The sequence below is a fragment of the Dyella jejuensis genome (assembly GCF_044904675.1).
GTDB lineage: Bacteria > Pseudomonadota > Gammaproteobacteria > Xanthomonadales > Rhodanobacteraceae > Dyella_B > Dyella_B jejuensis.
Window position 1 is genome coordinate 64837 of the sequence record NZ_JADIKJ010000002.1, and the last position, 13195, is coordinate 78031.

Below are 13195 nucleotides of genomic sequence, written 5' to 3' on the forward strand. Positions count from 1 at the left end.
CTCAGGCAGCGCCGGCCAGTTTGGCTGCCTCGGCAAGATCGACCTGCACAAGACGCGATACGCCCGGCTCGCGCATGGTAACGCCACAGAGCTGGCTGGCCGCTTCCATGGTGGCCTTGTTGTGGCTGACAAAGATGAACTGCACCTTTTCGCTCATCTCGCGCACCATGTTCGAGAAACGTCCGACGTTCGCCTCGTCAAGCGGCGCGTCCACCTCGTCGAGCAGGCAGAACGGAGCGGGATTCAGGGCGAAGATCGCAAACACCAGCGACACCGCCGTAAGTGCCTTTTCGCCGCCTGAAAGCAGCGTGATGTTGGAAACGCGCTTGCCCGGCGGACGCGCCATGATCGATACGCCGGTGCTGAGCAGGTCATCACCCGTGAGTTCCAGGTAGGCGTGACCGCCACCGAACAGCCGGGGGAACAATTCCTGTACGCCTGCATTGACGCGGTCGAAGGTTTCCTTGAAACGCTGACGTGTCTCGCGGTCAATCTTCTTGATGGCATTTTCCAGCGTTTCCATTGCGCTGGTGAGGTCGCCCAGTTGCGTATCCAGGTAAGTCTTGCGCTCGCTCTGCTCGGCATGTTCCTGGATCGCAGCGAGGTTCACCGGCTCCAGGCGCGCGATCTTCTGCCCGAGATCGGTCAGCTGCTGGCGCCATTGGGTAGCATCGACGTCTTCGGCCAGTTCCGCGAGCAGCGTTTCGAGATCGAGTCCGGAAGCCGCGATGGCCTCGGCCAGTTGGTCGGCGCGCATTTGCAGCGCCTGGGCGGCCAGCCGCTTCTCAGACAAGCCTTCGCGCAGCGCGGATAGTTCCTGTTCCAGATGGTGCCGCTGCTGCTCGAGCCTGCGGAATTCGATATCGCAATCTTCCAGCGCACGGCGAGCTTCGACCAGTTGGCGGTCCACCAACAGGCGCTGGTCAAGATAGGTCTGGCGCTCGGCTTCCAGTTCCGCGATCGGATCGGAGCCCGCCGCCAGTTGGCCGGCGATTTCGCTGCGGCGTGCCTCGATCTGGCGTATCTGGCTATCCATGCGCGCCAGCGCCTGCTCCAGCGACGTCAGCGAGGAACGTTTCGATTCCATGCTCAGCGCCAGCGCGTGTGCCTGGTCGGCTGCCTCGCGAGCGTTCATGCGCGCTTCTTCACGTGCTTCCAGCAACGCCCGGCGTTCGTTTTCGAGCTCTCGGCGCTGGTCCTCCAGATCGCCCATATTGTTGACCGACTCATCCAGGCGCGCACGCGCCTCGCGCGTCTGCGACTGCAATTCGTCCATCTGCTCGATCAGCGCGGAAAGCTCGCCGGCCACTTTTTCGGCGCGCGCACGCGCGGTCTCGACCTTGCCGCGATGACTCTGCAACTGTCCTGCCAGTTCGGACTGGCGCCGGTGCGCGTTATACAGTTCGCGCTGCGCATCATCGCGGGCGCGCTCGGCCTCGAACTTGCTGGTGCGCAGATCATCCAGTTTCGCGCCGGCTTCTTCGATCTGCGCTTCCAGCGATTCAATCTGTTCGGTCAGCACACGGATGTCGCGCTCACGCGCCAGCACACCTATCTGGTTGCCTTGCGCACGGCGCACCCGCGCCCAGCCTGGGCCCAGCCATTCACCGGAGCGCGTGATCACCGATTGATAAGGCGCCAGCGCGGAAAGCCCCGAGACCCGGCGGTGCGCCTCCTCGACGCTGTCGGCGACCAGCACATGGCCGAGCATCGTGATCGCGGCGGCCGGGCCGCGCACGTGCGCAGCCAGCGTGCCGGCCGTAGCGGCACCACCCTCGGCGGTATCCAGCAGGCCTATATCGGCGTTGCTCAGCGTTGGGAGCTCGCGCGCGAGATCATGCGCACTGTCGACCAGCACATTGTCGATGAATCCCGACAGCACCGTTTCTACCGCGGTTTCCCAACCTGCTTCCACCTGCAGTACTTCGCCCAGGCGACGCTTCTTGTCGAGGCCGAACTGCGCCAGCCATTGGCTGGCGGCGCTTTCTTCCTGACCCAGGGCCGCGTGCTGCAAGGCCTCCAGCGAAGCGAGGCGGCCGCGCGCGGTCTGCAGTTGCTGGCGCGCCTCGTTGAGCACGCCTTGCACTTGGCGCTCTTCGTCGAGCACCTTTTCGTAGCTCAATTTGTGCTGGTCGAGCAGGCCACCCAGCGACTCGACCCGTTCGCGCTGCGTATCATGTTCGTTATGCAATTGCTCGGCAGCCGCATCGAGCGCGGCAACATCCATGGCCTTTTGTTCGGTTTCCAGCGTCTCCTTACGCTTGCCCAGATCGATCGATTGACGATCGAGATAGGCCAGTTTGGTGCGTTCCACTTCGGCGCCACGGCTCGCTTCGCCCGCCGTGCGCGTGTAGGTATCCCAGCGCTGTTGCCAGTCAGCCAGCTTGGCCTCGGTGTCGCGCTGCGCTTCAGCGGTTTCATCCTGCATCTGGTGCAAGGATTCCAGTTTCGGCTCGCCCTCGGACAGCGCCAGGCGCAAGGTCTCGACCTGCTCGCGATCGGTGGCTATATGCGCGGCAAGTTCACCATGCTCGCGCTCGGCATCCTGCTGCGCACGCTGCAGACGCTCGGATGTTTCACGGTTATAACGAACCTGCTGTTCGACTCGCGCAATCTCCGCGCCAACCTTGTAGACCTCGGCCTGCACCGCATTTAGATGTTCGCTGGCTTCGGCGTGGCGCTCGCGGGCCGCCTCGATCTGTGATTCAACCTGACGCTGCGCGGCGAGTCGCTTTTCGATGTCGATTTCCGCCGCGGACAAACCTTGGCCCTGGCCTTCGTGCTGGCTCTTGAGTCCCCGGTATTCCAGTGCGCGCAGCTCGGCCTCCTTGCGGGTCTGCTCTTCTTTATAGGCCTTCCAGCGTTCGGCCGCGCGCGCTTGGCGGTTGAGATGTTCAAGCTGCTTGTCCACCTCGTCGCGTACATCGCGCACGCGGTCGAGATTTTCACGTGTTGCCTTGATGCGGCTCTCGGTTTCCTTGCGGCGCTCCTTGTATTTGGAAATGCCGGCCGCCTCTTCAAGATGCGTGCGCAGCTCTTCCGGGTGCGCCTCGATGATCTGGCTGATCATGCCCTGTTCGATGATCGAGTAGCTGCGTGGGCCAAGGCCCGTACCGAGGAACAGGTCGGTGATATCGCGGCGCCGGCAGCGCGCGCCATTGAGGAAGTAGGCCGACTGCCCATCCCGCGTCACCTGGCGTTTCACCGAGATTTCGGCGTATTGGCCGTATTCGCCCTGGATCGTGCCATCGGCGTTGTCGAAGATCAGCTCGACCGTCGCCTGTCCTACTGGCTTGCGCGCATTCGAACCGGAGAAGATCACGTCGGTGAGCGAATCACCACGCAAGCGGCTGGCTGCGCTCTCGCCCATCACCCAGCGAATCGCGTCGATGATGTTGGATTTGCCGCAACCATTGGGCCCCACCACACCGGTCATATTGGTAGGCAGATGCAAGGTAGTCGGGTCGACAAAGGACTTGAATCCAGCGAGTTTTATCGTAGTTAGGCGCATGCAGATTCAATAGTTCGGAAGTTGATGGCCCGCCTGGGCGGGTGACGGGTCACTGTGCCAAACGCCGGACAACGTCGCAATGCATTCGGCCTCCTGCCCGGAGCGTGACCCGAGCGACTGATTGGAATCAATCTGGAACGCTGGCGTCGATGGAAAGCGCGTGGATACCGTTATCCAGCAATTCCCCAAGGGCAGCGTAAATCAGCCGGTGCCGCTTGATCGGCGACAGGCCAGTGAAATCGGCACTCACGACCCGCACGCGGAAATGCCCCTTCCCTTCATTGGCGTGGCCCGTGTGCTTGTGGCCCTCGTCCAGCACCTCGAGCGCGACGGGATGAAGCGCGTCAGTGAGACGCCGACGGATTTCCTCGACCATGGCGGTCGTCATGCCGGCAATGTCTTGCGGAAGGGCTTGACGCTGACGCTGGCATAGACTTCGGCAGCAACATAAGGATCGGCCCTGGCCCACTGCTCGGCTTCGGCAAGCGAAGCAAACTGCGCGACGATCAGGCTACCGGTGAAACCGGCCGGGCCGGGCTGTTCGGCGTCGACCGCCGGGAATGGGCCCGCCAGCAACAGGCGCCCTTGCTCTTGCAGCTTTTCCAGGCGTGCCAGGTGCGCACCGCGTGCCGCCAGGCGGCGTTCCAGGGAGTCAGGATGATCCGTGCCGGTGATCGCGTACCACATAGGTTGTCGTGCTCCCTCAGGCAATCGCTGATTTTAGCCGACTGACGTTCGTCAGACGCGATTCCTGACATCACGCCCTGCTCCAGCCCTCGCCAGCGGCGCAAGCTTGCATGGCCCTGAATGTTTCAGGTGCGCCGGGGTGCATGCCCTGTCATTTCAGGACGCTCCGGCATCTAGCCCATCAGTCATGGGAGCCCGCGCTTGACGGGCGCAAACATGGTGTTATAGTTAACTACAACACCGGTCCACGAGATCACTAGGAGAGCCGTCATGAAAGCACCGAACCCGATCGCCATCACCGCTGCGGTTCTGTTGACCACGGTCAGCCTGATTGCCCTGAGTCCCAGCACTTCCAGGGTCCACGTTACCGAAATCAACGGCGCCAAGGTCATTGACCTGGCCCCGGTAGAAGTCCATCCGACATCCAGCGACTTGCATGCCGCCACCTTGCTGACTTCGGCCAGCCTGACGATGACCAACTCGCCGGTCATGGATGCCGCGGAAAGCGGCGCCAGCTTGCTCGGAGCGCAATTGGCCATGCCTTACTATTCGTTTGGCTCTACCAAGTTCGCCAGCATCAGCAAGGAATAATCCATGTCCATCACCTGGAACGACAGCGTCCCGATCTATCGCCAGCTCCGCGAACGTGTGGTGGCGATGATCCTGGACGGCGCCTTGAACGAGGGCGACCCGCTGCCGTCAGTGCGCCAGGTGGCTGCGGATTTCCAAATCAATCCGCTCACCGTATCCAAGGCGTACCAGGAACTGGTCGACGATCAACTGGTGGAAAAAAGGAGGGGACTGGGCATGTTCGTTACCGATGGAGCACGCGAGGCATTACTCAAGTCCGAACGCGAGCGCTTCCTGCGCGAGGAATGGCCAACGCTGTTTGCACGCCTGCAGCGCCTGGGGCTGGACCTGAAAACCCTGATGCGCGAAGCGTCGCAAGACCCGGAGAGCCATTCATGAACGCGGTCATTACCGCCAGCAGCCTGAGCAAGCGCTACAAGCATGCCACCGCTCTGGACGACGTAAGTTTCGAGATCCAGCCCGGCCGCATCGTCGGCCTGATCGGCCCGAATGGCGCGGGCAAGACTACCGCCCTGAAAGCCATCCTGGGGTTGACCGACTTCCAGGGCCAGCTGAACGTGCTGGGATTCGACCCGCGCACCCAGCGCGACAAGTTGATGGAGCAGGTCTGCTTCATCGCCGATGTCGCCGTGCTGCCGCGATGGATCCGGGTACGCGAAGCGATCGATTTCGTCGCCAACGTGCATCCCCGCTTCAACCGTGCCAAATGCGAAGCGTTTCTCGCCCGTACCAAACTGGTGCCTGATCAGCGCGTGCGGCAAATGTCCAAGGGCATGATCGTGCAACTGCATCTTGCGCTGGTCATGGCGATCGACGCCAAGGTGCTGGTACTGGACGAGCCGACCCTGGGCCTGGATATCCTTTACCGCAAACAGTTCTACCAGAGCCTGCTGGAAGACTATTTCGACGAAAACAAGACGATCATCGTCACGACCCATCAGGTCGAGGAGATCGAACACATCCTTACCGACCTGATGTTCATCCGCGACGGCAGGATCGTGCTCAACACCGACATGGAGGCCTTGGGCGAACGCTTCGCGGAAGTAATGGTGGATGCCGGCATGGCCGCCGCCGCACGCCAGCTCAATCCACTGGACGAGCGCCAGGTATTTGGCAAGAGCATCTTCCTGTTCGACGGCGTCGATCACGCCCGACTTCAAACTCTGGGCGAGATCCGCCGTCCGTCCGTCAGCGACCTGTTCGTCGCCACCATGAAGGGAACCTACGCATGAAAACCCTCTACTGGCTGATCAAGCGCGAATTCTGGGAACACCGCGGCGGCTTTCTGTGGGCACCGTTGATTACGGGCGGCGTATTCTTGCTGCTGAACGTGATGGGCATCATCAGCGGCGAGGTTTTCGGATCGCGCCTCGGTTTCAACATCGGTGACCGGGATGGGCAAAATAGTCTTGCCGCCATGATCCATTCGCTCGACGCGCGTCATATGGAGATCGTGGGTTCCGGACTGGACCTCGCAATGTTGTCCGCGACTTCCCTGATCAGCGTGGTGCTGTTCTTCGTCGTATTCTTCTATTGCCTGGGCGCGCTCTATGACGAGCGCCGCGATCGCAGCATCCTGTTCTGGAAATCGCTACCGGTGTCTGACACTGCCACCATCGTTTCCAAGGTCATCGCCGCAACAGTGCTTGCGCCGATCATCGCCGTGGTATGCGGCGTGCTGACCGGCATCGCCATGCTGCTGCTGTTCGCCATCACCCTTTCCCTGCATGGCGTAAGCGTGTGGTCGCTGTTGATGGCGGCCCATCCGTTCCAGGTCACCGGCTTCCTGATTGCCTCCATTCCGCTTTATCTGATGTGGGCACTGCCGACCGTAGGCTGGTTGATGCTCTGCTCAGCCTGGGCCAAGAGCAAGCCCATCCTGTGGGCAATAGTGATTCCGGTGGCGGTCGGCGTGATGATCAGCTGGTTCAACCTGCTTGGTTCAGCTGGACTGCGCAGCGGCTGGTACTGGCGCGACATCGCCGCCCGCATCCTGTTCAGCGTGTTTCCTGGCGGCTGGCTTCGTGATGCCGCCATGCGCGAATTTGGCAACGACGCACAGTCAATCAGCGGCTTCTTCACGCTGTCCAACTCCTACGCAGTGCTGGCGACACCCGATATCTGGATCGGCATCGTCGCCGGTGCCGCCATGCTTGCCGCCGCGGTCTGGTTCCGCCGCTGGCGCGACGACAACTAACCTGCGCCCTTGCCCATCGGCAAGCCAGATCTGAAAGGGGAGCATCACTATGAAGCATCAACGCGCGGCTTTTCTGCTGGCCATGTGCACCACGCTGGCTGCTTGCGATCCGAGTACTACGATTGGCGACAGCGGCGGCAAGATCGTGCTGAGGAATAACCTGCTGACGCTGCACGTCGATGGCAAGCCCGACGCCATGATTAGCGCCAAAGGCGATCTCGATATCGATGCCAGGCCGATCTCGGCCACACCGGCCGAACGCGGCATGCTGATGCTTTATTACCAAGACGTGCTGGCGATGCGCGAGCAGAGCCTGCAGATGGGCCAGGCCGGCGCCAAGCTGGGCTTCGAGGCCATGAAGAACAAGCTCAGCGGCAATTCGACTACCGAAAGCAAGAAACACCTCGACGATGAAGCCAGGCTGCAAACACGCCAATTGCAGCTTAAATTCTGCCAGGACCAGATCGACATCAAAGCCGTCCAGGGTCAGCTCGCCGCGCAACTCTCTGCTTTCGCCCCCTATGGAGCCATCGTCAGCGACAAGGACATCACCGATTGCCAGAAGGATGCAGCCGATTGAACACGGTCCCGGACAAGCCATCCGATCCTCGCCAACCAAACATCCGGAACAGCTCATGAAACACGCAACCGTATGCAGTACCCTGGCATTGTGCAGCTTGCTGGCGGCGTGCGGTGATCATTCGGCCGATCGCTCCATCACCTTCATCCATTCAGGCGATCACCACCTGCTTTCCGTAACGGGCAGCGTGAACGACATGGCGCATGGCAGTATCCGCCTGGGCGATGGGCAGGTAACGATACGTGCCCAGGACGCGCCAGATGCCATAATCACAGCCGAGGGCGATCTGCGGATTCGCGAGCAAGCGGTTGCGGTCGATCCCGCGGAACGCGCACTGCTCAAGGCCTACTACACCAGCGCCATGATGATCCGCACCGATGGCATTGCTACCGGCAAGGCCGGAGCCGAAGTCGGCGAACAGGCGGTAAAAAGCGTTGCAACGAGGTTGGCCAATGGCGATCCCGACCAGATCGAGCACGACATCGACGCCAAGACCAAGTTGGTAAAAGAGGCGGCAATGAAGATCTGCCTGGATCTTGGCAACACCATGAGCAGCCAGCATCAGCTGGCCGCCACGCTGCCTGCGTTCAAACCCTATGGCAATGTCATAAGCCCCAGCGACGTAAGCGACTGCAGCAAAGATCAAAATGACTGACCCGCTGCCAGCACGGCCATGCCGCTGCACAGCGCAACGGCACGGCCGCTAAAGCAGTCATCCGCCACCGCCATGGATACCGCCCTTGGTCAGTGCGCGCGGGTCGAGCAGCTTCTTCAGGTCATCCTTGGAAAGCCCCGAGCTTTCCATCGCGACATCGATGATCGGCCGTTTTTCCTTGTAGGCCTGCTTGGCGATGGCCGCGCCCTTTTCGTAGCCGATCACCGGATTTAGCGCCGTGACCAGGATCGGGTTCATCGCCAGGGCCTGGTTTACGCGCCCGGTATTGACGCGAAAACCCGCAATTGCCCGATCGGCCAGCAGGCGCGATACGTTCGCCAGGATGTGGATCGATTGCAGCAGGTTATAGGCAATCAGCGGCAACATGACGTTGAGCTGGAAATTGCCGGATTGGCCCGCAACGGTAATCGCCGCATCGTTACCGATCACTTGCGCCGCGACCATCGCGGTAGCTTCCGGAATCACCGGATTCACCTTGCCAGGCATGATCGATGAACCTGGCTGCAGCGCCGGCAATTCGATTTCGCCCAAGCCCGCCAGCGGACCGGAATTCATCCAGCGCAGATCATTGGCGATCTTCATCAGCCCGACCGCCAAGGTTTTGAGCTGACCGGAAAGCTCGACCGCGGCATCTTGTGCTGCCATGCCTTCAAAGTAATTCAGGGCGGAATCGAAGCGAACATTCGTGAGCTTTTTCAGTTCACGTGCGACAGCGCTACCAAATTTGAGGTCCGCATTGATGCCGGTGCCTACCGCAGTACCACCTAAAGGCAATTGCCGCATGCGACGCAAGCTGTCCTGGATCCGCCCGATGGCCGATTCGATCTGCGCCGACCAGCCGGACAGTTCCTGCCCGAAAGTCACCGGCATGGCATCCATCAGGTGCGTGCGTCCGGTTTTGGGGACATTGCGCAACTGTCGGGCGCGGCGATCGATCACGCGCTTGAGATGCTTCAACGCCGGCAACAATTGTTCGTGCGTGGTCAATGTCGCACTCACATGAATCGCGGTCGGGATGACGTCGTTGGAACTCTGCCCATAATTGACGTGATCGTTCGGATGAATGGTGCTGCCGCCATTCGCCGCAAGATGCGCAATCACCTCATTGGCATTCATGTTGGTACTGGTACCCGAGCCCGTCTGGAAAACGTCAATCGGGAATTGGTCGTCGTACTGTCCGTCGGCTACCGCCAGGGCCGCCTTGCGGATCGCGGCGGCCTGGCCTTTCTTCAAATAGCCCAGGGCGAGATTGGCGTCCGCGGCAGCCGCCTTGATCAGCCCGAGCGCCCGGACGAACGCGCGCGGCAAGTGCAGTCCGGAGATCGGAAAATTGTCGATCGCGCGCTGGGTCTGCGCGCCGTAGAGGGCGTCGTCAGGCACCTTCAATTCGCCCATGCTGTCGTGTTCGATGCGGAAACCGCTCATGGCTATGCCTCATGCTTGGGGTCGCCCCACTATAAGCCTGCCGACGCCGGAGAGCCGCTCAATGTAAAATGGCGGATTCTGATCCCCGGAAGCTGCCCGATGTCCACCCACGCCCTCACCGCCCTGTCACCGCTGGACGGCCGCTACGCCAGCAAGACCGAGGCGTTGCGCCCGATATTCAGCGAATTTGGCCTGATGCACCGTCGCGTGCAGGTGGAAATCGAATGGCTGCTGGCGTTGGCTGCCGAATCTGGCGTCGCCGAGCTGCCCGCATTCACGGCGGCGCAGATCGCCACGCTCAAGGCCATCGCCACGGATTTCAGTGTCGAGGACGGTGCGCGCATCAAGGCGATCGAAGCCACCACCAATCATGACGTAAAGGCAGTGGAATACTTCATCAAGGAACGCATCGGCAACGATGCGGGGCTGGCACAAGCCAAGGAATTCGTGCATTTCGCATGCACCAGCGAGGACATCAACAACCTTTCCTATGCGCTCATGCTGCGCGATGCACGCACCCACGTATTGCTCCCGTGGCTGGACAAGATCACTGCCAGGCTGCGCGAGCTTGCGCACGCCAATGCCGAGCTGCCGATGCTGTCGCGCACGCACGGCCAGACCGCCTCTCCCAGCACCCTTGGCAAGGAGCTGGCCAATGTCGTGGCACGCCTGGAGCGCCAGCGCAAGCAACTGGCGGCCGTGGAGATCCCTGGCAAGATCAATGGCGCGGTAGGCAATTACAACGCGCACGCCATCGCTTATCCGGAAGTGGACTGGCGCGCGTTCTCGCAGCGTTTCGTCAGCGGCCTGGGCCTGGACTACAACCCGTACACCACCCAGATCGAACCGCACGATGGCGTGGCCGAATATTGCGACGCCGTGCGCCGTGCCAACACCATCATGATCGATCTGGCGCGCGACGTATGGGGTTACATTTCGCTGGGCTATTTCAGGCAGGCGCTGAAAGCCGGCGAAGTCGGCTCCTCGACCATGCCGCACAAGGTCAATCCGATCGACTTCGAGAATGCCGAAGGCAACTTCGGCCTTGCCAATGCGTTGCTTGGCCACTTTGCCGAGAAACTGCCGATCAGCCGCTGGCAGCGCGATCTCACCGATTCCACGGTACTGCGCGCGCTCGGCACCGCGTTCGGACATACGCTGGTGGCGCTGGAATCGCTCCAGAAGGGCCTTGGCAAGCTCAACGTGAATGCCGATCGCCTGGCCGCCGACCTCGACGCCAGTTGGGAAGTATTGGCCGAGGCCGTGCAAACCGTGATGCGCCGCTACGGCCTGCCCGAGCCTTACGAACAGCTCAAGGCGCTCACCCGAGGCCAAGGCATGACCCGCGAATCGATGCGCCAGTTCATTACCGGCCTGGCATTGCCTCACGATGCCAAGCAGCGCCTGCTCGATCTCGCGCCAGGTACCTACACGGGACTTGCCGGCGATCTGGCAAAGATGATCTGACCGCCGGACCGGACAAATCAGCGTGGCATTTGCCATGATGGGCGCCGTCCGGTTGCAACGAGTCTCATGTCGCCTCTTTCCGAATTCCTGATCTTCACCGGCATCGGTGCGCTGGCCCAGTTGGTGGATGGCGCGCTGGGCATGGCTTATGGGGTTACCTCGGCGGGCATGTTGCTGGGCATTGGCATGCCGCCGGCCCTGGCCAGCGCAAGCGTGCACTATGCGGAAACCTTTACCTGTGGCGCGTCCGGAATCAGCCATTGGTGGGCCGGCAATGTGCAGCGCCGATTGTTCCTGGTACTCGCCATCCCGGGTGTAATCGGCGCGATCATCGGCGCCACCCTGCTCGCTCATCTGCCACCGACATGGATAAGGTATTTCCTCACGCCATATCTGCTGGCCATGGGCCTGTTCCTGCTCTTTCGTAGCACACGACGCAAGGAACGCCGGCAGGATGTCCCGCGTGGCACGGGTCTGTTGGGATTCGTCGCCGGCTTGCTTGATGCCGCGGGCGGCGGCGGATGGAGTGCGCTGACGGTGACCACCATGGTGGCGCGCGGACAGGAACCGCGCCTGGTGATCGGCAGTGTGCACCTGGCCAAGTGCATCGTGAGCCTGGCGGCCAGCATCACCTTTCTGCTCAGCATCGGGGAAAGCAAGCTGCACGTCGTGCTTGGGCTGATACTGGGCGGGGTGATCGCCGCCCCCTTCGGCGCGTGGCTGGTTCGCAGGCTGCCGCCTCGGGTGTGCACCTTGCTGGCTGGCTTGACCGTGCTGACGTTAGGCCTCTACAACTTCTATCGAATCCTGCGCTGAGCACGGGGCTGGTCCGCTTACAATGCCAGCCCATGATCCCCAGACAATCCCCCCGCAAGCCACTGCCGATCGAAGTACGCGGCACTACGAAGCAGCCGTTCGGCATGAGCCCGGCGCAGTTCTTGCGCGACTACTGGCAAAAACGTCCACTGCTGATTCGCAACGCCTTTCCCGATTTTCAATCCCCCGTCGCGCCGGAAGATCTGGCCGGGCTTGCCTGCGAGGAAGGCGTGCTGTCGCGCCTCATCCGGCACGACGAACAACGTGAGCACTGGCGCGTGAAAACCGGTCCGTTGAGCGAAAGCGATTTTGCCAAGACCGGGCATGCCAACTGGACGCTGCTGGTGCAGGACGTCGACAAGTGGGACATGGACGTGGCCGCCCTGCTCGATCACTTCAGCTTTCTGCCAAGCTGGCGTGTGGACGATGTCATGATTTCCTACGCCGAACCCGGTGGTGGCGTGGGTGCGCATGTCGATCAGTACGACGTGTTCCTGTTACAGGGCCTGGGCCAACGGCATTGGGCCATCAGCACCGATCCGCATGCGCCAAAGGATTTCCGCAGTGACGTGGAACTCAAGCAGTTGCAAGCGTTCGAATCCACCCACGAATGGCTGCTGGAGCCCGGCGACATGCTGTATTTGCCGCCCGGCGTTCCCCACGATGGCGTGGCCTTCGGCGGCCCCTGCATGACTTTTTCGGTGGGTATGCGGGCGCCATCGCACGCCGAACTAGTTGGCGACCTGGCCGACTATCTGGCCGAACGTCTTTCCGACGAGCAGCGATATACCGACCCGGACCTGGCTCCAGCCAAGCGCAGCGGCGAAATCGATCCGACAGCGCTGAAGCGCGTGCGAGCCTCGCTGCCACTCACGGCCGGGATGGAAGAGGCCGTATTGGCCGACTGGTTCGGCCGCTTCATCACGCGCTATCGGAGCGCGCAAACGCCCCTGCCTCCCGCCAAACCGTTGAGCGATGCGGCCTTGGTGAAGCAATTGGCGGACGGTGCATCGTTGTTGCGCCATCCATGGTCGCGCCTGGCCTGGTCGCGCTGCGGTTCGCAGTGCACGCTGTACGCCAATGGCCATGCCTACCCGGCATCGACCGCGCTCGCTACGCAACTCTGCGCGCAACGCATCCTGTCGCCCGTTGGGGAGCTAACTGCCGAGGAGCGCGCACTGGTGCTTGCGCTGGTCAATGACGGACATTTGATTACCCGTCGCCTGCGTGGACGACGCGCTTGAC

General features: G+C 61.7%; 13 protein-coding genes. 9 read left to right on the forward strand and 4 right to left on the reverse strand.

Features of this window, described 5'->3' with window-relative positions; genetic code table 11:
- Window position 1: 1 nt before the first annotated feature.
- The 3 genes from smc to ISP15_RS01980 form a co-directional block, all read right to left on the reverse strand.
- Window positions 2-3511 (reverse strand): chromosome segregation protein SMC, encoded by a 3510-nt coding sequence (smc, locus tag ISP15_RS01970; RefSeq protein WP_404544500.1) that lies wholly within the window; start codon window positions 3509-3511, stop codon window positions 2-4.
- Between the two features lie 127 nt (window positions 3512-3638).
- Window positions 3639-3899, reverse strand: coding sequence for a BolA family protein (locus ISP15_RS01975; protein WP_404544502.1), 261 nt, complete (start codon window positions 3897-3899; stop codon window positions 3639-3641).
- Window positions 3896-4198 carry a YciI family protein gene (locus tag ISP15_RS01980; RefSeq protein WP_404544504.1) on the reverse strand — a complete coding sequence of 101 codons (303 nt, stop codon included), beginning with the start codon at window positions 4196-4198 and terminating at the stop codon, window positions 3896-3898. Before ISP15_RS01980 ends, ISP15_RS01975 begins: the two co-directional genes overlap by 4 nt.
- Before the next feature lie 270 nt (window positions 4199-4468).
- Here ISP15_RS01980 and ISP15_RS01985 point away from each other — a divergent pair, with 270 nt between their 5' ends.
- From ISP15_RS01985 to ISP15_RS02010, 6 genes are read left to right on the forward strand one after another with little or no spacing between them, the layout of a single operon-like run.
- Complete coding sequence (locus ISP15_RS01985) at window positions 4469-4789, forward strand: hypothetical protein (protein WP_404544507.1); 321 nt, start codon at window positions 4469-4471, stop codon at window positions 4787-4789.
- Between the two features lie 3 nt (window positions 4790-4792).
- Window positions 4793-5167: a GntR family transcriptional regulator gene (locus ISP15_RS01990; RefSeq protein WP_404544509.1), complete on the forward strand. Its 375-nt coding sequence runs from the start codon at window positions 4793-4795 to the stop codon at window positions 5165-5167.
- Complete coding sequence (locus ISP15_RS01995) at window positions 5164-6021, forward strand: ABC transporter ATP-binding protein (RefSeq protein WP_404544512.1); 858 nt, start codon at window positions 5164-5166, stop codon at window positions 6019-6021. The genes ISP15_RS01990 and ISP15_RS01995 overlap by 4 nt, the downstream gene beginning before the upstream one ends.
- Window positions 6018-6986 (forward strand): hypothetical protein, encoded by a 969-nt coding sequence (locus tag ISP15_RS02000; protein ID WP_404544515.1) that lies wholly within the window; start codon window positions 6018-6020, stop codon window positions 6984-6986. Before ISP15_RS01995 ends, ISP15_RS02000 begins: the two co-directional genes overlap by 4 nt.
- Window positions 6987-7035: 49 nt before the next feature.
- Window positions 7036-7566 carry a hypothetical protein gene (locus tag ISP15_RS02005; RefSeq protein ID WP_404544517.1) on the forward strand — a complete coding sequence of 177 codons (531 nt, stop codon included), beginning with the start codon at window positions 7036-7038 and terminating at the stop codon, window positions 7564-7566.
- 55 nt (window positions 7567-7621) lie between these two features.
- Window positions 7622-8221, forward strand: a complete 600-nt coding sequence (locus tag ISP15_RS02010) for a hypothetical protein (protein WP_404544519.1) — start codon at window positions 7622-7624, stop codon at window positions 8219-8221.
- A 57-nt stretch (window positions 8222-8278) separates the two neighbouring features.
- Here ISP15_RS02010 and ISP15_RS02015 read toward each other — a convergent pair whose 3' ends face one another.
- Complete coding sequence (locus ISP15_RS02015; RefSeq protein WP_404544522.1) at window positions 8279-9667, reverse strand: class II fumarate hydratase; 1389 nt, start codon at window positions 9665-9667, stop codon at window positions 8279-8281.
- A gap of 99 nt (window positions 9668-9766) precedes the next feature.
- On the opposite strand from ISP15_RS02015, the gene purB reads away from it, so the two are divergent.
- From purB to ISP15_RS02030, 3 genes are all read left to right on the forward strand, one after another.
- A complete protein-coding gene (purB, locus tag ISP15_RS02020) occupies window positions 9767-11134 on the forward strand; it encodes an adenylosuccinate lyase (protein ID WP_404544524.1) in 1368 nt (455 codons plus the stop codon).
- 66 nt (window positions 11135-11200) lie between these two features.
- Window positions 11201-11950 carry a sulfite exporter TauE/SafE family protein gene (locus ISP15_RS02025; RefSeq protein WP_404544527.1) on the forward strand — a complete coding sequence of 250 codons (750 nt, stop codon included), beginning with the start codon at window positions 11201-11203 and terminating at the stop codon, window positions 11948-11950.
- A gap of 32 nt (window positions 11951-11982) precedes the next feature.
- On the forward strand, window positions 11983-13194 hold the full coding sequence (locus tag ISP15_RS02030; protein ID WP_404544529.1) for a JmjC domain-containing protein: 1212 nt from the start codon (window positions 11983-11985) through the stop codon (window positions 13192-13194).
- Window position 13195: the final 1 nt, after the last annotated feature.

What these genes read in the sequence shown, in the direction of transcription:
- smc (WP_404544500.1), bottom strand. Translation starts at nt 3,511, where the DNA reads ATGCGCCTAACTACGATAAAACTCGCTGGATTCAAGTCCTTTGTCGAC.
- ISP15_RS01975 (WP_404544502.1), bottom strand. Translation starts at nt 3,899, where the DNA reads ATGACGACCGCCATGGTCGAGGAAATCCGTCGGCGTCTCACTGACGCG.
- ISP15_RS01980 (WP_404544504.1), bottom strand. Translation starts at nt 4,198, where the DNA reads ATGTGGTACGCGATCACCGGCACGGATCATCCTGACTCCCTGGAACGC.
- ISP15_RS01985 (WP_404544507.1), top strand. Translation starts at nt 4,469, where the DNA reads ATGAAAGCACCGAACCCGATCGCCATCACCGCTGCGGTTCTGTTGACC.
- ISP15_RS01990 (WP_404544509.1), top strand. Translation starts at nt 4,793, where the DNA reads ATGTCCATCACCTGGAACGACAGCGTCCCGATCTATCGCCAGCTCCGC.
- ISP15_RS01995 (WP_404544512.1), top strand. Translation starts at nt 5,164, where the DNA reads ATGAACGCGGTCATTACCGCCAGCAGCCTGAGCAAGCGCTACAAGCAT.
- ISP15_RS02000 (WP_404544515.1), top strand. Translation starts at nt 6,018, where the DNA reads ATGAAAACCCTCTACTGGCTGATCAAGCGCGAATTCTGGGAACACCGC.
- ISP15_RS02005 (WP_404544517.1), top strand. Translation starts at nt 7,036, where the DNA reads ATGAAGCATCAACGCGCGGCTTTTCTGCTGGCCATGTGCACCACGCTG.
- ISP15_RS02010 (WP_404544519.1), top strand. Translation starts at nt 7,622, where the DNA reads ATGAAACACGCAACCGTATGCAGTACCCTGGCATTGTGCAGCTTGCTG.
- ISP15_RS02015 (WP_404544522.1), bottom strand. Translation starts at nt 9,667, where the DNA reads ATGAGCGGTTTCCGCATCGAACACGACAGCATGGGCGAATTGAAGGTG.
- purB (WP_404544524.1), top strand. Translation starts at nt 9,767, where the DNA reads ATGTCCACCCACGCCCTCACCGCCCTGTCACCGCTGGACGGCCGCTAC.
- ISP15_RS02025 (WP_404544527.1), top strand. Translation starts at nt 11,201, where the DNA reads ATGTCGCCTCTTTCCGAATTCCTGATCTTCACCGGCATCGGTGCGCTG.
- ISP15_RS02030 (WP_404544529.1), top strand. Translation starts at nt 11,983, where the DNA reads ATGATCCCCAGACAATCCCCCCGCAAGCCACTGCCGATCGAAGTACGC.